We start from the raw sequence: 16,820 nt of genomic DNA on the forward strand, positions 1-16,820 counted from the left end.
GCCCATCATGGGTCGCTTATATTGGCGGACAATTATTCCCTCTGTCGTCCGGATGCGCTAAAAGGCCGCGATCCAGAACGAGGGTATCCGATGACGGCTTCCGAAAGCGAAACGCAGGCCAGGCTTCTCGCCCAGGCCCTGCCCTTCATGCAGCGCTATGAAAACAAGACCATCGTTGTGAAATACGGCGGTCATGCCATGGGCAATCCGGAGCTCGGCAAGGCTTTCGCTGCCGATATCGCGCTTCTGAAGCAGTCCGGCGTCAACCCGATCGTCGTGCACGGAGGCGGTCCGCAAATCGGCGCGATGCTGGCCCGCATGGGCATCGAATCACGCTTCGAGAACGGCCTTCGCGTCACCGACCAGAAGACGGTCGAGATCGTCGAGATGGTTCTCGCCGGCTCGATCAACAAGGAAATCGTCGCGCTGATCAACCAGACCGGCGAATGGGCGATCGGGCTTTGCGGCAAGGACGGCAACATGGTCTTTGCCGAAAAGGCGCAGAAGAAGGTCCGCGATCCCGACAGCAATATCGAGCGCGTGCTCGATCTCGGCTTCGTCGGTGACGTCGTTGAAGTGGACCGCACCCTGCTCGACCTGCTTGCCCGCTCCGAAATGATCCCGGTCATCGCGCCGGTTGCGCCTGGCCGCGACGGCGCGACCTACAACATCAACGCCGACACCTTTGCCGGTGCGATTGCCGGCGCCCTCAATGCCTCGCGCTTGCTCTTCCTCACCGACGTGCCGGGCGTGCTAGACAAGAACGGCAAGCTGATCAAGGAATTGTCTGTCGCCGAGGCGCATGCGCTGATCGCTGACGGCACGATCTCGGGCGGCATGATCCCGAAGGTCGAGACCTGCATCGAAGCTATCCAGGCCGGCGTCCAGGGCGTCGTTATCCTGAACGGCAAGACCGCCCATTCCGTCCTGCTCGAACTCTTCACCGAGACGGGTGCGGGCACTTTGCTCGTGCCCTGACCCGATGATCTCGCCGCTGACGGTCACTCGATCGGCAGCGGCCGTTCCAGCCTTTCGCTCGCCGGCGTCACTGTGCGCATCGAGGCAACCGCGATCAGCACGATCGCATAGGCGACGAAGTTGTAGATCAACCCGAGGCTCAGGCCTTCGGCATACACCTCCTGTCCCGACATTCCCGCAGCGGCGTTCCGCGCCAGATCAGAGAAGAAGATCTCGCTGACGATGGCGATCCCGAGCGCACTTCCCACCTGCTGGATCGCCTGAAGGGCGCCTGATCCGCCGCCGGCATCCTGCGGCGGCACACCGGCCAGCACGAGCTGGAACATCGGCGCAATCGCGATGCCCATGCCAAGGCCGCTCAGAAGAAACCAGGGCAGAAGCGCCATGCGGTCGATGGTATCGCCGACCGTTTGGATCTCCATTCGTAGCAGGCCCATGCCGATCGCCACCATGACGACGCCGGCAACTACTCGGATACGCGGCGCAATACTGCCGAGGCGGCCAGAGATGAGCGAGGCGACGAAGATGCCGACGGAGAAGGGCACGGTGGTCATGCCCGACTGCAGCGGGGTGAGGCCATAACCCTGCTGCAAGAACATCGCGAAGATCAGGAAGAAACCGGGCAGCGTCGAGAAGAAGGTCGCAGTCATCAGCGAGCCGATGACATAGTTGCGGTTTTTCATCAGCGCGACGGGTAAAAGTTCCGGTGCCTTGATGCGGTGCTGTCGGCGCTCCCAGAGGCCAAAGGCGATCGCGAAGGGAACGGCCATGGCCAACATGACGAAGCACCAGGCGGGCCAGCCGAAGCCTCGGCCCTCGATCAGCGGGAAGACGACGCAGAAGATCGCGAGTGCTGCCAGAATGATGCCACCAAAATCATTCTTCAGGCCGGGCTTCGGCGCAAGTGCCGGGATCAGGCGCCAGCCGAGCAGAATGGTGACGATCCCGACGGGGATGTTGATGAGAAAGATCGGCCGCCAGCCGAGATCGAACAGATTGAGCGCAATGAGCCAGCCGCCGAGGATCGGGCCGGAGACCGAGGCAAGACCGGCACTTAGACCAAAGAGCGAAAAGGCCGCGGCCCGCTCCTTCGGCGGGAACATCATCTGGGCGATCGCCAGGACCTGCGGCGTCATCACCGCGGCGCCCGCGCCCTGCAGGAGGCGTGCGACGACCAGCCAGCCGATATCGGGTGCGAGACCACACAGCAGAGAGGCGAACGTGAAGGCCGCCACACCGACGAGAAAAACCTGCTTCTTGCCCCTGACATCACCCAGTCGCCCGAAAGGCAGGAGCCCCAGCGCAAAGACCAGAACGTAGCCAGCGACCACCCATTCGATCTGGCTCGAGGTCGCGCCAAGTTCGGATTGCAGGCTTGGCAACGCGACGTTGACGATGGTGACATCGAGCAAGTTCATGAAATTTGCCAGCATCATGACCGCCAGCGCCGTCCAGCGCTTGGGGTATGGCTGTTCGGCGTCGGCGCTGATCGTTGGTGACGCGGGTGTCTTGGTGTGCACTTTTGTCTCCCCGCCCTCGGCGCGCTTGTGCCGTCCGGTGTATCGCGCAGCGGGATGGGTCGCAACGGGGCAAGGGTGTCCGTCATGGTGAGTCGGCCGTGGCGGCGTTCCTCTCCCCCTTGCGGGAGAGGATGGAAAAACGAAGGCTTAGGCGAGCGCAAGCCGCCTAAACTTCAGATTTTGCCGGAGAGGGGCAAGGTTCCGCTGGCGCAAAGCTCACCGAGCCCTCCTCTTGCGAAACCGCAAGGGGGGAGATGCGCGTCGCGCGCCTCCTCACACCAGAACCAACAACAAGACCCCGAATACAATCAGCACGCATCCCGCAATCTCCAGCCTGTTGATCCTCTCCTTGAAGAACAGCACCGACGACGCAAAGGTGAAGAGCATCTCGACCTGGGCCAAGGCTTTCACCACCGCCACCTGCTGCAGGGTCATCGCCGTGAACCAGCCGAAGGAGGCCGTGGCGCCGACGAAGCCGACGAGGGCGCTGACTTTCCAGGCGGCTCGGACGCGGGTCAGCTCTGTCCGATCACGCCAGGCCATCCAGAGAAACATCGACAGGGTCTGGATCGTGATGACGACGCAGAGCGTGTAGCCGGCCTGCACCATGGCATCCGGTGCGGGCAGGCTCGGGGACAGTGACAGTGAGGCGGTGCGATAGGCGATCGCGGAGACGCCGAAGAAGAAACCGGAGGCGAGGCCGATCAGAGCCGTTCGGCTTCCCACAGAGGTGACAAGGCTCAAGGGCGTGAAGGCCGTGCGCGCCACGGAAATCAGCATGACGCCGAGGATCGAGACGAGAATTGCGGCGGTCGTGCCCAAGCCGATCGTTTCGCCGAACAGAAGAAGCGCCAGCAAAGCCGCTTGCGCGGGTTCGGTGCGCGAATAGGCAGTGCCGACGGCGAAGTTACGGAACGAAAAGAGGTGCACAAGCAGGAAGGTCGCCGTGATCTGCGAGAGTGCGCCGATGACCGCCCAGATCGCAAAGGTCAGCCCTGGCACCGGCAGGGGACGGTCGAGGCCGAGGTGCAGGATTGTGAGGTAGAGGAAGGCGAAGGGCAGGCCGAAGCCGAAGCGGACGAAGGTCGCGCCTGTTGTGCCCATTCGGCCTTTCAGATGTTTTTGCAACGTCGAGCGCAGGTTTTGCAGGAAGGCGCTGCCAACCGTGATGAGGGCCCAAAGTTCCATGGAAGAGCGTCCAGAAGAGCCGCAGCGCGGGTGAATCGGCTTGCGGCGAGAGATCGGAAAAGGAGGCGGTTCGGCCTTGAGCTTACGCCTCAGGTCCTGCGGCTCACGCCTGACGCTTACGGATCGTGCCTGAACTCACCGGATGAAAACGCGCGGGCAGGCGCTTGCGGTCCTGCAGGACCACCACGCGTTCCATCGCCGAAATCGCCATCTTCTTTCCCATCTTTCCCAGATAGCACTTCCCGAACCGGCGACCAATGCTAATTAGAGGCAACGCGCCTGACGTCGTCAGGCCCTTCGCACCGCCCCAAGAGGACATGATGAACACGCCAGCCAAGATCCCCTCGCCCGCCGATTTTTCCCATGTGCGCGACTGGGTCTTCGACCTCGACAACACGCTCTACCCTCATCACATCAACCTCTTCGCGCAGATCGACACGAACATGACGGGTTTCGTGGCGGAACTGCTGCAGATGGAGCCAGCCGAGGCGAAGCTTCTGCAGAAGCGCTACTACCATGAACACGGCACGACGCTCGCCGGACTGATGCTGCACCACAAGGTCGATCCGAACGCGTTTCTGGAGCGGGCGCATGCGATCGACTATTCGGCGCTGATCCCGGATGAAGCACTGGGCACTGCGATCAAGCAGCTGCCGGGGCGCAAGTTTATCTTCACGAACGGCACGGTGGCGCATGCGGAAGCGGCTGCCCGGGCACTCGGGATCCTCGACCATTTCGACGACATCTTCGACATCGTCGCCGCCGATTACGTGCCGAAACCGGCAGGTGCCACCTACGACAAGTTTGCCAGCCTCAACCGGATCGACACGAAACATGCGGCCATGTTCGAGGACCTGCCGCGCAATCTGATGGTGCCGAAGGCGCTCGGCATGAAGACCGTGCTGCTCGTGCCGCGCAATCTGGATACCGCGATCCTGGAGACCTGGGAGCGGGTCGAACATATCGATGCTGCTGTCGTTGACTATCTCACCGACGATCTCACGACCTTCCTGCAGCGGCTGCTCTCCAATGCAGTGTGAGCTCAAGCTTACGAAAGTTTCATGCAGCTTACCGAGAGTTAAGTAGGTCCCGGACCTTGCCGCCGCTACGGTCACCCCATCGAAGCAGACACTCGAAAGGATACCAAATGAACGGCAAGACCCTGACGCTGGCCGCCGTGGCCGCCTCTCTGATGATCGGCACGGCCGGCAGCGCCTTCGCACAGGACCGCGGTGAACGCCGGGGCCCCGGCCGTGGTGGTCCGGAAGCGATGTTCGTACAGATGCTGCAGCAGCATGACACCAACAAGGACGGCAAGATCAGCAAGGAAGAAGCGACAGCAGCAAGCACCGCGCTGTTTGCCGCCATCGATGCCGACAAGGACGGCGTGCTGACCCCAGGCGAGATGCGCCAGCACCGCGAAGCGATGCGCGAAGAGAACAAGGCCAACCGTGAAGCCATGCGGGCCGAGCGCCAGGCGGCACGGGAAGCGGCCAAGGCCGACGCACCCACCCCACCCCCGGGTGATGCACCGCAGGAGCAGGCCATGAACGACGGCACGCGTGGCGAGGCTCGCGACGGCAAGCGCCATGAGGGCAAGCGTCAAGGTTGGCACAATGAACGTGCCGAGCGCGGCGAAAATCGTCGCGGTCCGGATGGCATGCGCGGCGCAGGTCGCATGATGCGGGTGGCCGATACCGACGAAAACGGCCAGATCAGTCAGGCAGAAGCCACCGCCATGGCCGACCGGATGTTCACGCGCATGGACCGCAACAATGACGGTTTCATCAGCGCCGACGACATGCCGAAGCGTCCGGTCATGTTCCGCTGATGCGGATCTTTGCAGATCGATGAATGCCGAAACGGCCCCTTACGGGGCCGTTTCTTCGTTGAGATCATAGAAGTCCGCGATGATCTTCCAGGCCTCTTCGGCCGTTTCGGCAAACTGGAAAAGCTTGAGATCGTCAGGGGCGATCGTGCCGAAGGCAGCGAGCGCTTCGAAGTTGACGATGTCCTCCCAGAAGGCCCGGGAGAAGAGGATCAGCGGGATCGGCGCCATGCGCTTGGTCTGGATCAGCGTGATCGTTTCGAAGAATTCGTCCAACGTCCCGAAGCCGCCGGGGAAAATCGTGATCGCCTTGGCGCGCATCAGAAAATGCATCTTGCGGATGGCGAAATAGTGGAAGTTGAAGCTGAGCTCCGGCGTGACGTAAGGGTTCGGCGCCTGCTCGTGCGGCAAAACGATGTTGAGACCGATCGAGGGGGCGCCAACCTCCTGAGCCCCGCGATTGCCGGCTTCCATGACACCCGGGCCACCGCCGGTCACGACCACATACTCCTGGTAACCGCTGTGTTGTGCCTGCTGCGAGCAGAGCTGGGCGAACTTGCGCGCCTCCTCATAGTAGATGGAGGCGTTTTCAAGGTTCTTCTTCTGGATATCGTTCTTGGCCGCCCATGCCGCTTCGCCGGGCGCGGGAATACGCGCGCCGCCGAACATGACGACCGTCGACTTGATGTTTCGCTCGGTGAGGATCATCTCCGTCTTCAGCAGTTCGAGCTGCAGACGGACCGGGCGGAGCTCCTCTCGGCAGAGGAATTCCTCATCGACATAGGCGAGCGTGTAGGAGGACGAAACCGATTGCGGCGTGCGCGGAATGACCTCAGCCGTCTGCTTGTCGGTCGAGCTGTCCTTCAAGGGATCCCAGGACCCATCCTTGCGCCTGTGCTTGCCGTTCTTCCACTGTGCCATGCCTCTTCCTTTCCCGAGCGCAGACTTCCTGCGGCTGTTTTCTTCCAGCCCTTTATGCGCTAGAGCTTTGCGCGAATTTTCGATCAGATCCTGATCGTTTCCATCCCCACGGTAGACAACGAAGTTTAAGGAATTCAGATGAGCGCCTCCGATCTCACCCAGCTCGAACACGTCATCGAAGCGGCATTCGACAACCGCGATACAGTAACGACGACGACCAAGGGCGAGATCCGCGATGCTGTGGAATCGGCGCTCAACCTGCTCGACAGCGGCAAGGCCCGGGTCGCCACGCGTGGCGAAGATGGCAGCTGGACCGTGCACCAGTGGCTGAAGAAGGCCGTGCTTCTCTCCTTCCGTCTGAACGACATGGAAGTCGTCAAGGGCGGCCCGGGCGCCTCGACGTGGTGGGACAAGGTGCCGTCGAAGTTCGAAGGCTGGGGCGAGAGCGAATTCCGCTCGGCCGGCTTCCGCGCTGTGCCGAACGCCGTCGTCCGTCGCTCGGCTTACGTTTCCAAGGGCGTCGTTCTGATGCCGTCCTTCGTCAATCTTGGCGCCTATGTCGGTGAAAACACCATGGTCGACACCTGGGCGACCGTCGGCTCCTGCGCCCAGATCGGCGCGAATGTGCATCTGTCCGGCGGCGTCGGCATCGGCGGCGTGCTTGAGCCACTGCAGGCCGGCCCGACCATCATCGAGGACAACTGCTTCATCGGCGCGCGTTCGGAAGTCGTCGAAGGCTGCATCATCCGCGAAGGCTCGGTGCTCGGCATGGGCGTCTATATCGGCAAGTCGACCAAGATCGTCGATCGCGCCACCGGCGAAGTGATGTATGGCGAAGTACCGCCCTATTCCGTCGTCGTTGCCGGCTCCATGCCCTCGGGCAATGCCGTCATGGCGAATGGCATGGCCGCGCCGCATCTCTACTGTGCCGTCATCGTCAAACGCGTCGACGAAAAGACCCGCTCGAAGACCGGCATCAACGAATTGCTGCGCGACTGAGCCTGATGGCGAAGCCGGGGCGCGAGATATCAGTCGGCTGGGCGCTTTTCCTTTGGGACGGGCGCATCGGCCGGCGCATCTTCATCCTCGGCACCCTTTTCTGGATGATGACGAACGCGGCCGTGCTCGCGTTCATCACGGGGCAATCGGACGAACAGGTCGCGTCCGGCTTCCTCTCGCTCTTCCTCGCCTTCGCTTCCCTCTCCCTGCTGTCGTTGCTGATGCTCGGCACCAAGAGGCTGCACGACATCGGCATGCCGGGTGTGGTGGCGGCCCTCCTGATCATGCCCGCGTTCTCACTGATCATCTTCTTCGTGCTCTGCGTCTGGCCCTCGGTCGATGATGACAACCGCTATGGACCGGGTCCTGATATGCGCTCGACCTGAGCGGGCGCGTGGTGGGTGACAGGCTCCGGCGGATCGGCTAAGTCTGCCTTATCTTCTCAAGGCACCGACGGCCGGGCTGAACCGGCACTCGGTCAATCCCGTAAAAGTTTTCATGACCGCTACCAATCCCGTCGATATCCTCCAGGCCCTTATCCGCTGCCCCTCCGTCACGCCCGCAGAAGGCGGCGCGCTCGATGTGCTGGAAGGCCTCCTTTCGCCTCTCGGCTTCAAGGTCGACCGAATGGTCGCCAAAGACGAGGGCACACCCGATATTGAGAACCTTTATGCCCGGGCGGGATCGGACGGACCGCATCTGATGTTTGCCGGCCATAGCGACGTGGTCCCCGTTGGTGCCGAGACAGACTGGAGCGCTGGCCCGTTCTCCGGTGATATCCGCGATGGCATGCTGTACGGCCGAGGCGCCGTCGACATGAAGGGCGGCATCGCCTGCTTCATAGCGGCCTACGCGCGGCTGGTCGAAGCCGGCAAGGTGCCGAAGGGCTCGGTCTCGCTGCTGATCACCGGCGACGAGGAAGGCCCTGCCGTCAACGGCACAGTGAAGTTGCTCGAATGGGCAGCAGAACGGGGCGAACGGTGGGACGCCTGCCTGGTCGGTGAGCCGACCAACCCCGATACGCTCGGCGACATGATCAAGATCGGCCGGCGCGGCTCGGTATCCGGTACCGTGACGGTCAAGGGTGTGCAGGGCCATGCGGCCTATCCGCATCTTGCCGACAACCCGGTGCGCGGAGCACTGTCGCTTGCGAAGAGCCTTATGTTCCCGGCTTTCGATCAAGGCACAGAGAACTTCCAGCCGTCCAACCTCGAAGTGACCACGGTCGACGTCGGCAATGCAGCAACGAACGTCATCCCGGCATCCGCTCGCTTCAAGTTCAACATCCGCTTCAACGATGTCTGGACTGCAGACAGTGTCAAGGCAGAGATCATTCGCAGGCTGGATGCGGCAGCTGTTGATCCGGAGCTTCGGCCGGACCGAGCGGCAATCGGCTATGACATCACCTGGTCGGAGCGGCCGAGCCATGTGTTTTTGACGCGCAACAATGCGCTGATCGCCTCGCTGTCGGGTGCGATCGAAACGGTGACGGGCAAGACGCCGAAGCTCTCGACCACGGGCGGCACGTCGGATGCGCGGTTCATCAAAGATTACTGCCCCGTCGTCGAATTCGGCCTCGTCGGCCAGACCATGCATATGGTCGACGAGCGGGTCGCCGTTTCGGATCTGGAAACGCTCGCCGTGATCTATCAGACCTTCATCGAACAGTGGTTCGCCCATGCCGACGCTTAAAGAGGTCGAGTTCTATCTCAGGGGCCTCTGGCTGCTGTTCAAGCAGGATCCATCAGGCTTTTCCTATCTCGACCTCAGCGATCGCGGTGCGATGCGCTCTTTCTGGGCGATCCTCTGGGCACTTCCCGCGATCCTGATCTCGTTTGCCTGGTGGCGGCTGCTCTATCTTCAGGGGCGGCCGGAGGGGACGGAGACCGGGGCAGTGTTCTTCTTCCGCCTTGCGCTGGTCGAGGCGTCGAACTGGCTCTTTCCGCTGATCCTGCTGGGGGTTCTCTGCTGGACTATCGGGATCGGCGAGAAGTTCGCGTCCATGGTGGTGGTGACCAACTGGCTCGCGCTGCCGGTCTCCTATTCCTACGGCCTACTGGTCCTGCTGATGATGTTCGTGCCCGGCCTGGCGGGCATCGTGGCGCTCTTGTGGTTTCTGCTGATGATCACGGTCATCGCGGCGCTCTTCCGCATCATGCGCATGGTCGTTGGCGAGCAGTTGCTGATGGTCTCGACCATCGTCCTGATTCTGCTCGTGCCCTCGATGATCATTGCCGAACTGCTGGAACGCTATCTCGGCGTCTATCCGGGTTGAGCCTGAGGCTCAGCGAGCGAACGGCTCGTCGCCGGGATAATCCACTGCCATGAAGAACAGTCCTTCCGGCGGGGCGACAGGCCCGCAGGCTGCTCGGTCGCGGGCTTCGAGCGCCGCAAGCACATCTGAAGGCGTCATCTTGCCCTCGCCGGCAAGCTTCAGCGTGCCCGCGAAAGACCGGATCTGATTGTGCAGGAAGCTCTGGGCCGTGGCGCGGATCTCTATGAGCTCAGCTGATCGCTTGACATCCAAACGATCCAGCGTGCGAACGGGGCTTTTCGCCTGGCAATGGGCCGAGCGGAAGGTGGTGAAGTCGTGATGACCGACGAGCTGCTGGGCTGCCGCATGCATGGCCTCGTGGTCGAGAGGCTTCGGCACCCACCATGCCCGTTTGTCCTCGAGCGCGAGACGCGCCGGGCGGGTGATGATGCGGTAAAGATAATGGCGGCGAAGCGCCGAGAAGCGTGCATCGAACTCGTCCGGTACGGCCTGTATGTCGAGCACGGCGACCTGTTCCGACGCCATGGCCAGATGGGCGTTCAATGCATTGCGCAGCTTGTGCGGCACCCAGTCCCGCGACAAATCGGCATGGATGACCTGGCCCATGGCGTGAACGCCGGAATCGGTGCGGCCGGCGCCCCGGATCACGACAGTCTCGCTGGTCAAAGACAGGATCGCCTGTTCCAGGGCGGCCTGGATCGAGTGACCGTTCTCCTGGCGCTGCCAGCCGACATAGGCCGAGCCATCATATTCGACGGTCATGCGGAAGCGGGGCATCAGGCGATCACCGTGCCCTTGGGGAGTGGCGTACCACGCAGGAAGTCCTCGGCGTTCAGTGCCTTGCCGCCGGCCTTCTGGAGGCGGGCGAGGCTGACGGCGCCGATCCCACAGGCGATCGTCAGGCGATCGTCGAGGGCCGTGCCGGCGGCCGCCAACACTCCATCCTTCTCGGCGAGATGCGAGGCGAGGAGCTTGACGCGTTCGGGCTTGCCGTTGACCTCGACCTCGGTCCAGGCGCCCGGGAAGGGCGAGAGGCCGCGGATATGGTTGTGGACCTCAGTTGCCGAACGAGAGAAGTCAACGCGGGTCTCGGCCTTGTCGATCTTGGCCGCATAGAGCACACCATCTTCGGCCTGGGGGACGGTTACGAGTGTTCCAGCTTCGAGCCCCGCCATTGCCTCGACCATGGCTTCGGCGCCGGCCAAGCTCAGGGCGTCGTGCAATTCGCCAGCAGTCATGTCGGGACCGATCGCAACCTTCCAGGTCAGCGCAACAGGGCCCGTGTCGAGGCCCTTGTCCATGTTCATCACCATCATGCCGGTCTCGGCATCGCCGGCCATGATGGCGCGCTGGATGGGGGCGGCCCCCCGCCAACGCGGGAGCAGCGAAGCATGGCCGTTATAGGCGCCGAGGCGCGTGCCGTTGAGGATCGCCTCCGGCAGCAGCAAGCCATAGGCAACGACCACCGCGACGTCGGCCTGGAGCGCAACGAAGGCGTCCCTGTCCGCCTGATCGCGGAAATTCAGGGGATGGCGGACTTCGATGCCGAGTTCTTCGGCGGCCTGATGGACCGGCGACTTCTGCAGGTCGAGACCGCGGCGCCCGCCCGGACGCGGCGGCTGCGAGTAAGCGGCGACGATCTCGTGGCCCGCCGCATGCAGCGCTTTCAGGGTCGCGACGGAAAAGTCCGGCGTGCCCATAAAGATGATGCGAAGTGCCATCGTGTCTGCCTCAAGCGGTTGCTGACGCCCAGAGCACTTCCGGCGAAGACGGAGTCGCCGTCAATGCTCTATCATTCTATTTTTACGCAATTCCGGACGCAAAACCGCTTCGCACTTTTGCTGGATTTGCTCGATATCAGATCTTCTGACGGGCGGCCTTGGTGAACCTCTTGATCACCATCTCGCGCTTCAGACGGGAGATGTGATCGATGAAGAGCACGCCGTTCAAATGGTCGATCTCGTGCTGCAGGCAAGTGGCGAGCAGGCCATCGGCTTCGGTCACGGTTTCCTTGCCGTCACGGCCGATCGACTTCACCGTGATCGAGGCCGGGCGCTCGACCTCGGCGTAGTAATCGGGGATCGACAGGCAGCCTTCCTCGTAGACCGAGCGCTCGTCGGAGCTTTTGATGATTTCCGGATTGATGTAGACGAGCGGCGCTGGCTCTTCGCCTTCCTTGGCGAGATCGATGACGAGCAGCCGGCGCGGCACGCCGACCTGGATGGCCGCCAGCCCGATGCCGGGCGCTTCATACATGGTTTCGAGCATGTCATCGATCAGCTGCTCGAGCTCGGCATCGACGCGCTCGATGGGCGCGGATACCTGACGCAGCAGGGGATCGGGCAGGATAATGAGAGGCTTGATGGTCATGGCCTCCCTTAGCGCAACTTCCCCACGGAGGAAACGGAAAAAACGCGTGGCTCTTCCCGTTTGACAACCGGTCAGGCGGCTCGACGCCCCCCGACCTGGCGCGCCTCAGGCATGGTGCCGTCGCCACGGGTTCGGATCTGCGACAACTGCTCGACGAGACCAGCGACCTCGGTCCGCAGACGGCGCGTCTCGTCCGACGTGCGCTCGACCATGTCGCTGTTCTCATGGGTGAGCAGGTCCATATTGCGGGTCGCCTGGTTCACTTCGTTGAGCCCGATCGCCTGATCCTTGGCGGCCGTCGCGATGTCGGAGACGAAGGTGTCGATCGCATCGATGCGCGTGATGATGTCTGTCAGCGCTTCGCCGGTGCCGGTGACGAGGCCGACACCTTCCTTGACCTGGGCGGAGCTCTGGGAAATCAGCTGCTTGATTTCCTTGGCCGCATCGGCTGAGCGCTGGGCGAGCTGGCGGACTTCCTGGGCGACCACGGCAAAGCCCTTGCCGGCATCGCCCGCGCGAGCTGCCTCGACGCCGGCGTTGAGCGCGAGCAGATTGGTCTGGAAGGCAATTTCATCGATCACGCCGATGATTTTGGAGATCTCGGTGGAGGACTTTTCGATCGCATCCATGGCGGAGACAGCCTTCGACACGACCGTGCCTGATGTCTTCGCCTGCTGCTGCGTATCGCGCACTTCCTGCGAGGCACGCTCGGCATTGGCGGCCGTCTGGCTGACGCTGACGGACAGCTGCTGCAAGGCGGTGGAGCTCTCCTGCACGCCGCTTGCCTGTCGGGTCGTACGGCTTGCCAGCTCGCTGGAGGCGTGAGCGATCGCATCGGTTCCGCTCAGAATGCCTTCCGAGGCGCGGCGGATTGCGGCAAAGGATACGTTCAGGCGATCGACCGTATCGTTGTAATACCCTGCCATCTCCTTGAAATTCTCGGGCAGATCGGTGGTCATGCGGGCTTCAAAGTCACCCTGCGCGAGCGATTCCAGGCCACGACGCAGATGCTCCATGGCGATCGCCTGATCGGCCTCGAAACGGGCACGCTCTTCCTCGAGCGCCCGGCGCCGGCTTTCGAGCTCTTCCAGATAGACGGAAATCGAATAGTCCATGTCGAGCATGGCGGCCTTGACCACGGCGCGCATCTTGTCGGCAAGCGAGGCGGCATGCTGTTTGCCGAACGGGAAGGGCCAGTGCTTGACCAGGATGCCGGCCAGAAGTTCGCCCACCAGCATGGAATAGCCACCGATATACCAGCGTGGCTCAAGCCCGATACGGGCATGGGCCTTGCCGACTGCGGTGACGCCGCGGACGTAGTTTTCATCGAAGTTGCCGCTCGCGACCTTGTCCCAATGACCGATCTGGGCGCTCTTTGCGCCATTCATGTGGGCGCCGTCGCGGAAATGTGCGGCGGTCTTGCCGGTCTTTGAAACCTTGGCGTAAAACTTGTCGAGTGCCCCGCCCAGGATATCCTTGATCGTAGGGCGAAGCTCGGAGAGCGTACCGCGCGTCTTCTGATCGATTTCCAGGAATTCAAGACGTTCGGTGAGGTCGTTCTGAGTGTTCGAGGTCATGATGCGATGAGGACTTTCGGTTTGACTGCTATCAACCAGAACTGCCACGGTTTGCTGAATAGTTTCTAAACGGTAGCGCGCATTCCGCGCTACCGTGTGGGGCAGAGTCCGGTTTAGGAGGCCATGCGGTAGTTGCTGCCATGGTTCGAGGTCTGCGTGCGGCTGCCGCTCGTCTTGAAACCTTGCAGCGCCTGAACGAGGCGCCCTGCCTCTTCCATCAGCGTTGCGGTCTGGGCCGAGCTCTCCTCGACCATGGCAGCGTTGCGCTGAGTAATCTGATCCATCGACTGCACTGATGTGTTGACCTCACGCAGACCGCCCGACTGATCGGCGGCAGCAGCCGCGATCTTGGAGACGATCTCGTTGATCTCGCCGATGCGCACGATGATCTTGCCAAGGGCACTGCCTGCATTGTTGACGAGGCCAACACCGGCTTCGACCTGCGTCGAACTCTGCGAGATCAGGTTCTTGATCTCGCGGGCGGCGTTGGCGCAACGCTGCGCGAGCTCGCGGACTTCCTGGGCGACGACGGCAAAGCCACGTCCGGCCTCACCCGCACGGGCCGCCTCGACGCCGGCATTCAGCGCCAGAAGGTTGGTCTGGAAGGCAATCTCGTCGATGACGCCGATGATCTTGGAGATCTCGTCGGAGGATTTCTCGATCGCACCCATGGCATCCACGGCGCGGGAGACGACTTCTTCGGAGACGCGGGCTTCCGTCAGGGCCGCGCCGACGACCGAGGCCGCCTCCTTCGCGCCATCGGCGGTCAAAGTGACATTCTGGGTCAGTTCGTGCAGCGCGGCCGTGCTTTCCTCGAGACCTGCCGCCTGCTGTTCGGTGCGCTGGGCGAGATCATCGGTGGCATCGGAAATCGCAGTCGTCGACTTGAAGATCTCGTCGGCGGAATGGCGGACCGTCGTGATCGTCGCCCGCAGAGCATCGACCGATGCGTTATAGTCGACTGCCATTTGCGCGAAATTGGAAGGCAGGTCGGCCGGAAGGCGAGCTTCGAGATCGCCGGCAGACAGCTTGCCGAGTGCGCCGCGCAGGGCTGCGAGCGCCGTTGCCTGCTCGGCCTCGGCCTTCAGGCGAGCGTCTTCTGCCGCCTGACGCTGCTCGGCCAGGATCGCAAGATAGACGGAGATCGAATAGTCCATGTCGAGCAGGGCAGCCTTGACGACGACGGAGATCTCTTCGGCGAGCTGCTCGGAATTGCGCCGACCGAAACGGCTCGGCCAACGTTCGCGAACGACCGCATGCACGAGCTGCTCGAGAACGAGCGCATAACCGCCGATATACCAGCGCGGCTCGAGGCCAATGCGGGCATGAGCCTTGCCGACCTTCGTGACACCCTCGACATAGCTGTCCGTGTAGTCGGCGGTGCCGACGATGCCCCAGTGTTCTTCCTGGCGCTTCTTGGCACCCTTGATGTGATCTTCGTTGCGAAAGAAAGCGGCGGTTTCCGGAACCTTGCGCACCTTGTCGTAGAAGATTTCGAGCGCACCGCCGATATTCTTGCGGATCAGCGGTCCCAGTCGTCGCAGGGTATCCCTACCCTTGTCGTCCAATCCCAGGAAGCGAAGACGGTTCTTCAGATCTGTATTTTCGGTTTGCGACGCCATGGACGGTACTTCACTTTTCTGATTCACAAAAATATCAGCGATTGCTGATAAATGACCTTCAGGGAATTCTAAAATGGTAAAGTTTCGGTTGCCGAAGGAGAGCTTATTTTCACCTCCGTCGGAATGCCGGCGTGCCGATGAACGAAAAATGTCCAGATATCCGGGCAGAGATTGATCATCGTCACCAATGAAAGACGTGTAGTTGTTTCGCCGACGCAACCTGCGCCGCCCCATCAGTCCGCCGGCGTTCACTCTTTGATCTGTTTTCGCAGACCGAATCAGCTATCATCCGAGCTATGAACCTTCTCGACATCCCGGCAGTGACCATTGGCTCAGTCACTCTTCAGCCCGCGTTCCTCATTGGCCTTGCGGCTGCTCTGTTTTTCCTGCCCGTCGTTGTGATAGTCATCGCCGCGATGCGGGCCGCACGTCTGCGTGCCGAATTGCGAGAGGAGACAGCCCGGCGGGACGAAGCTTCAGAAGCGCGGCTTGCAGAACTGCTGAAAGCCCAGGCCGAAATGCAGGGACGGCTTGCAACCATGGCCGAGGTCTTCGGCAGCCGCCAGGCAGAGCTCAACCAGTCGATCAGCCAACGGCTTGACGGCATGACGCATCGGCTGGGCACGACGATCACCGAGCAGACAAAGTCGACGCATGACAATCTGCGAACGCTGCAGGAGCGACTGGCGGTGATCGATGCCGCGCAGAACAACATCCAGTCGCTGGCCAAGGATGTCGTTGGCCTCCAGGCGATCCTGTCCAACAAGCAGACGCGCGGCGCCTTTGGCCAGTCGCGCATGGAGACGATCGTCGCAGACGGGCTGCCGATGGGCGCCTATGCGTTCCAGACCACACTCTCCAACGGTTCGCGACCGGACTGCACCATCCGAATGCCGAACAATTCGCCGCCGCTGGTGGTCGATGCAAAGTTCCCGCTGGAAGCCTGGAACGTGATCCGGGAGACGGAAAATCCGGAGCAGAAGAAAGCAGCGTCGCAGCAGTTCCGCCGGGATATGGAGGTGCATATCCGCGGCATATCGGAGAAGTATCTGATCCCCGGCGAGACCCAGGACATGGCCTTCCTGTTCGTGCCGTCGGAATCGATCTTCGCCGAGATCCACGAGAACTTCGAAGGCATTGTGCAGAAGGCGCACCGACAGAAAGTGGTGATCGTTTCGCCATCGTTGCTGATGCTCTCCATCCAGGTGATCCAGGCGGTGCTGAAGGACCAGCGCATGCGCGAGCAGGCGCACCTGATCCAGGGCGAAGTCATCCGCCTGATGGAAGACCTTGGACGTCTTGATGATCGGACGCGAAAGCTGCAGAGCCACTTCCTCGCGGCCCAGAAGGATGTCGAGATGATCATCACGTCCTCAGACAAGCTGGCAAAACGCGGCGCCAAGATCGAAGCCATGGAATTCGAGACGCCGGGCGGACGAGACGATAGCGACGAGGCGCCCGCCCGCGCCGTCGAGAGCCGCACGGGCCTCCTCAAGCTCAGGGTTGTTGACGAGGACTGAGACCCGGTCCAAAAGAGCGCGA

At 62.1% G+C, this 16,820-nt stretch carries 17 protein-coding genes; 8 read left to right on the forward strand and 9 right to left on the reverse strand.

All coding sequences use genetic code 11. The features are described from left to right. Window positions 1-90 precede the first annotated feature (90 nt). On the forward strand, window positions 91-978 hold the full coding sequence (argB, locus tag QWE_RS20045; RefSeq protein ID WP_006728001.1) for an acetylglutamate kinase: 888 nt from the start codon (window positions 91-93) through the stop codon (window positions 976-978). A gap of 23 nt (window positions 979-1,001) precedes the next feature. On the opposite strand, the gene QWE_RS20050 is transcribed toward argB, so the two are convergent. From QWE_RS20050 to QWE_RS25360, 3 genes are all read right to left on the reverse strand, one after another. Beyond that, window positions 1,002-2,498 carry an MFS transporter gene (locus tag QWE_RS20050; protein ID WP_006728002.1) on the reverse strand — a complete coding sequence of 499 codons (1,497 nt, stop codon included), beginning with the start codon at window positions 2,496-2,498 and terminating at the stop codon, window positions 1,002-1,004. A 273-nt stretch (window positions 2,499-2,771) separates the two neighbouring features. Further along, window positions 2,772-3,686, reverse strand: coding sequence for an EamA family transporter (locus QWE_RS20055; protein ID WP_006728003.1), 915 nt, complete (start codon window positions 3,684-3,686; stop codon window positions 2,772-2,774). Window positions 3,687-3,789: 103 nt separating this feature from the next. Then, complete coding sequence (locus tag QWE_RS25360; RefSeq protein ID WP_157790743.1) at window positions 3,790-4,023, reverse strand: hypothetical protein; 234 nt, start codon at window positions 4,021-4,023, stop codon at window positions 3,790-3,792. Between QWE_RS25360 and QWE_RS20060 the strand changes: the two genes are divergently transcribed. Together QWE_RS20060 and QWE_RS20065 are read left to right on the forward strand one after the other, a co-directional pair. Then, window positions 4,007-4,726, forward strand: coding sequence for a pyrimidine 5'-nucleotidase (locus QWE_RS20060; RefSeq protein ID WP_040300729.1), 720 nt, complete (start codon window positions 4,007-4,009; stop codon window positions 4,724-4,726). The two genes, QWE_RS25360 and QWE_RS20060, sit on opposite strands and share 17 nt — an antisense overlap. A 107-nt stretch (window positions 4,727-4,833) precedes the next feature. Continuing rightward, entirely contained in the window at window positions 4,834-5,517 is a 684-nt protein-coding gene (locus tag QWE_RS20065) for a calcium-binding protein (protein WP_006728005.1), read from the forward strand. 39 nt (window positions 5,518-5,556) lie between these two features. On the opposite strand, the gene QWE_RS20070 is transcribed toward QWE_RS20065, so the two are convergent. Beyond that, window positions 5,557-6,435 carry an LOG family protein gene (locus tag QWE_RS20070; RefSeq protein WP_006728006.1) on the reverse strand — a complete coding sequence of 293 codons (879 nt, stop codon included), beginning with the start codon at window positions 6,433-6,435 and terminating at the stop codon, window positions 5,557-5,559. A 138-nt stretch (window positions 6,436-6,573) separates the two neighbouring features. On the opposite strand from QWE_RS20070, the gene dapD reads away from it, so the two are divergent. The 4 genes from dapD (at window position 6,574) to QWE_RS20090 (ending at window position 9,709) form a co-directional block, all read left to right on the forward strand. Then, window positions 6,574-7,434 (forward strand): 2,3,4,5-tetrahydropyridine-2,6-dicarboxylate N-succinyltransferase, encoded by an 861-nt coding sequence (gene dapD, locus QWE_RS20075; protein WP_006728007.1) that lies wholly within the window; start codon window positions 6,574-6,576, stop codon window positions 7,432-7,434. Between the two features lie 5 nt (window positions 7,435-7,439). Then, on the forward strand, window positions 7,440-7,820 hold the full coding sequence (locus QWE_RS20080; protein WP_006728008.1) for a DUF805 domain-containing protein: 381 nt from the start codon (window positions 7,440-7,442) through the stop codon (window positions 7,818-7,820). Between the two features lie 112 nt (window positions 7,821-7,932). Further along, a complete protein-coding gene (gene dapE / locus QWE_RS20085; protein WP_006728009.1) occupies window positions 7,933-9,126 on the forward strand; it encodes a succinyl-diaminopimelate desuccinylase in 1,194 nt (397 codons plus the stop codon). Further along, on the forward strand, window positions 9,113-9,709 hold the full coding sequence (locus QWE_RS20090; protein ID WP_006728010.1) for a hypothetical protein: 597 nt from the start codon (window positions 9,113-9,115) through the stop codon (window positions 9,707-9,709). Before dapE ends, QWE_RS20090 begins: the two co-directional genes overlap by 14 nt. A gap of 9 nt (window positions 9,710-9,718) precedes the next feature. Here QWE_RS20090 and truA read toward each other — a convergent pair whose 3' ends face one another. The 5 genes from truA to QWE_RS20115 all read right to left on the reverse strand — a co-directional run bounded on the left by truA (window position 9,719) and on the right by QWE_RS20115 (window position 15,278). Beyond that, window positions 9,719-10,486 carry a tRNA pseudouridine(38-40) synthase TruA gene (gene truA, locus QWE_RS20095; RefSeq protein WP_006728011.1) on the reverse strand — a complete coding sequence of 256 codons (768 nt, stop codon included), beginning with the start codon at window positions 10,484-10,486 and terminating at the stop codon, window positions 9,719-9,721. Next, entirely contained in the window at window positions 10,486-11,430 is a 945-nt protein-coding gene (gene fmt / locus QWE_RS20100) for a methionyl-tRNA formyltransferase (RefSeq protein WP_006728012.1), read from the reverse strand. The genes truA and fmt overlap by 1 nt, the downstream gene beginning before the upstream one ends. Before the next feature lie 136 nt (window positions 11,431-11,566). Next, the gene (gene def / locus QWE_RS20105; protein WP_006728013.1) at window positions 11,567-12,079 is read right to left on the reverse strand and encodes a peptide deformylase; all 513 of its coding nucleotides are present in this window, start codon (window positions 12,077-12,079) and stop codon (window positions 11,567-11,569) included. A gap of 71 nt (window positions 12,080-12,150) precedes the next feature. Next, window positions 12,151-13,656 carry a globin-coupled sensor protein gene (locus QWE_RS20110; RefSeq protein WP_006728014.1) on the reverse strand — a complete coding sequence of 502 codons (1,506 nt, stop codon included), beginning with the start codon at window positions 13,654-13,656 and terminating at the stop codon, window positions 12,151-12,153. 113 nt (window positions 13,657-13,769) lie between these two features. Next, on the reverse strand, window positions 13,770-15,278 hold the full coding sequence (locus tag QWE_RS20115; protein WP_006728015.1) for a globin-coupled sensor protein: 1,509 nt from the start codon (window positions 15,276-15,278) through the stop codon (window positions 13,770-13,772). Between the two features lie 296 nt (window positions 15,279-15,574). On the opposite strand from QWE_RS20115, the gene QWE_RS20120 reads away from it, so the two are divergent. Further along, window positions 15,575-16,798, forward strand: a complete 1,224-nt coding sequence (locus QWE_RS20120) for a DNA recombination protein RmuC (protein WP_006728016.1) — start codon at window positions 15,575-15,577, stop codon at window positions 16,796-16,798. The last annotated feature ends 22 nt before the right edge of the window (window positions 16,799-16,820 follow it).

Source organism: Agrobacterium albertimagni AOL15 (assembly GCF_000300855.1).
In the GTDB taxonomy this organism is placed as follows: domain Bacteria; phylum Pseudomonadota; class Alphaproteobacteria; order Rhizobiales; family Rhizobiaceae; genus Allorhizobium; species Allorhizobium albertimagni.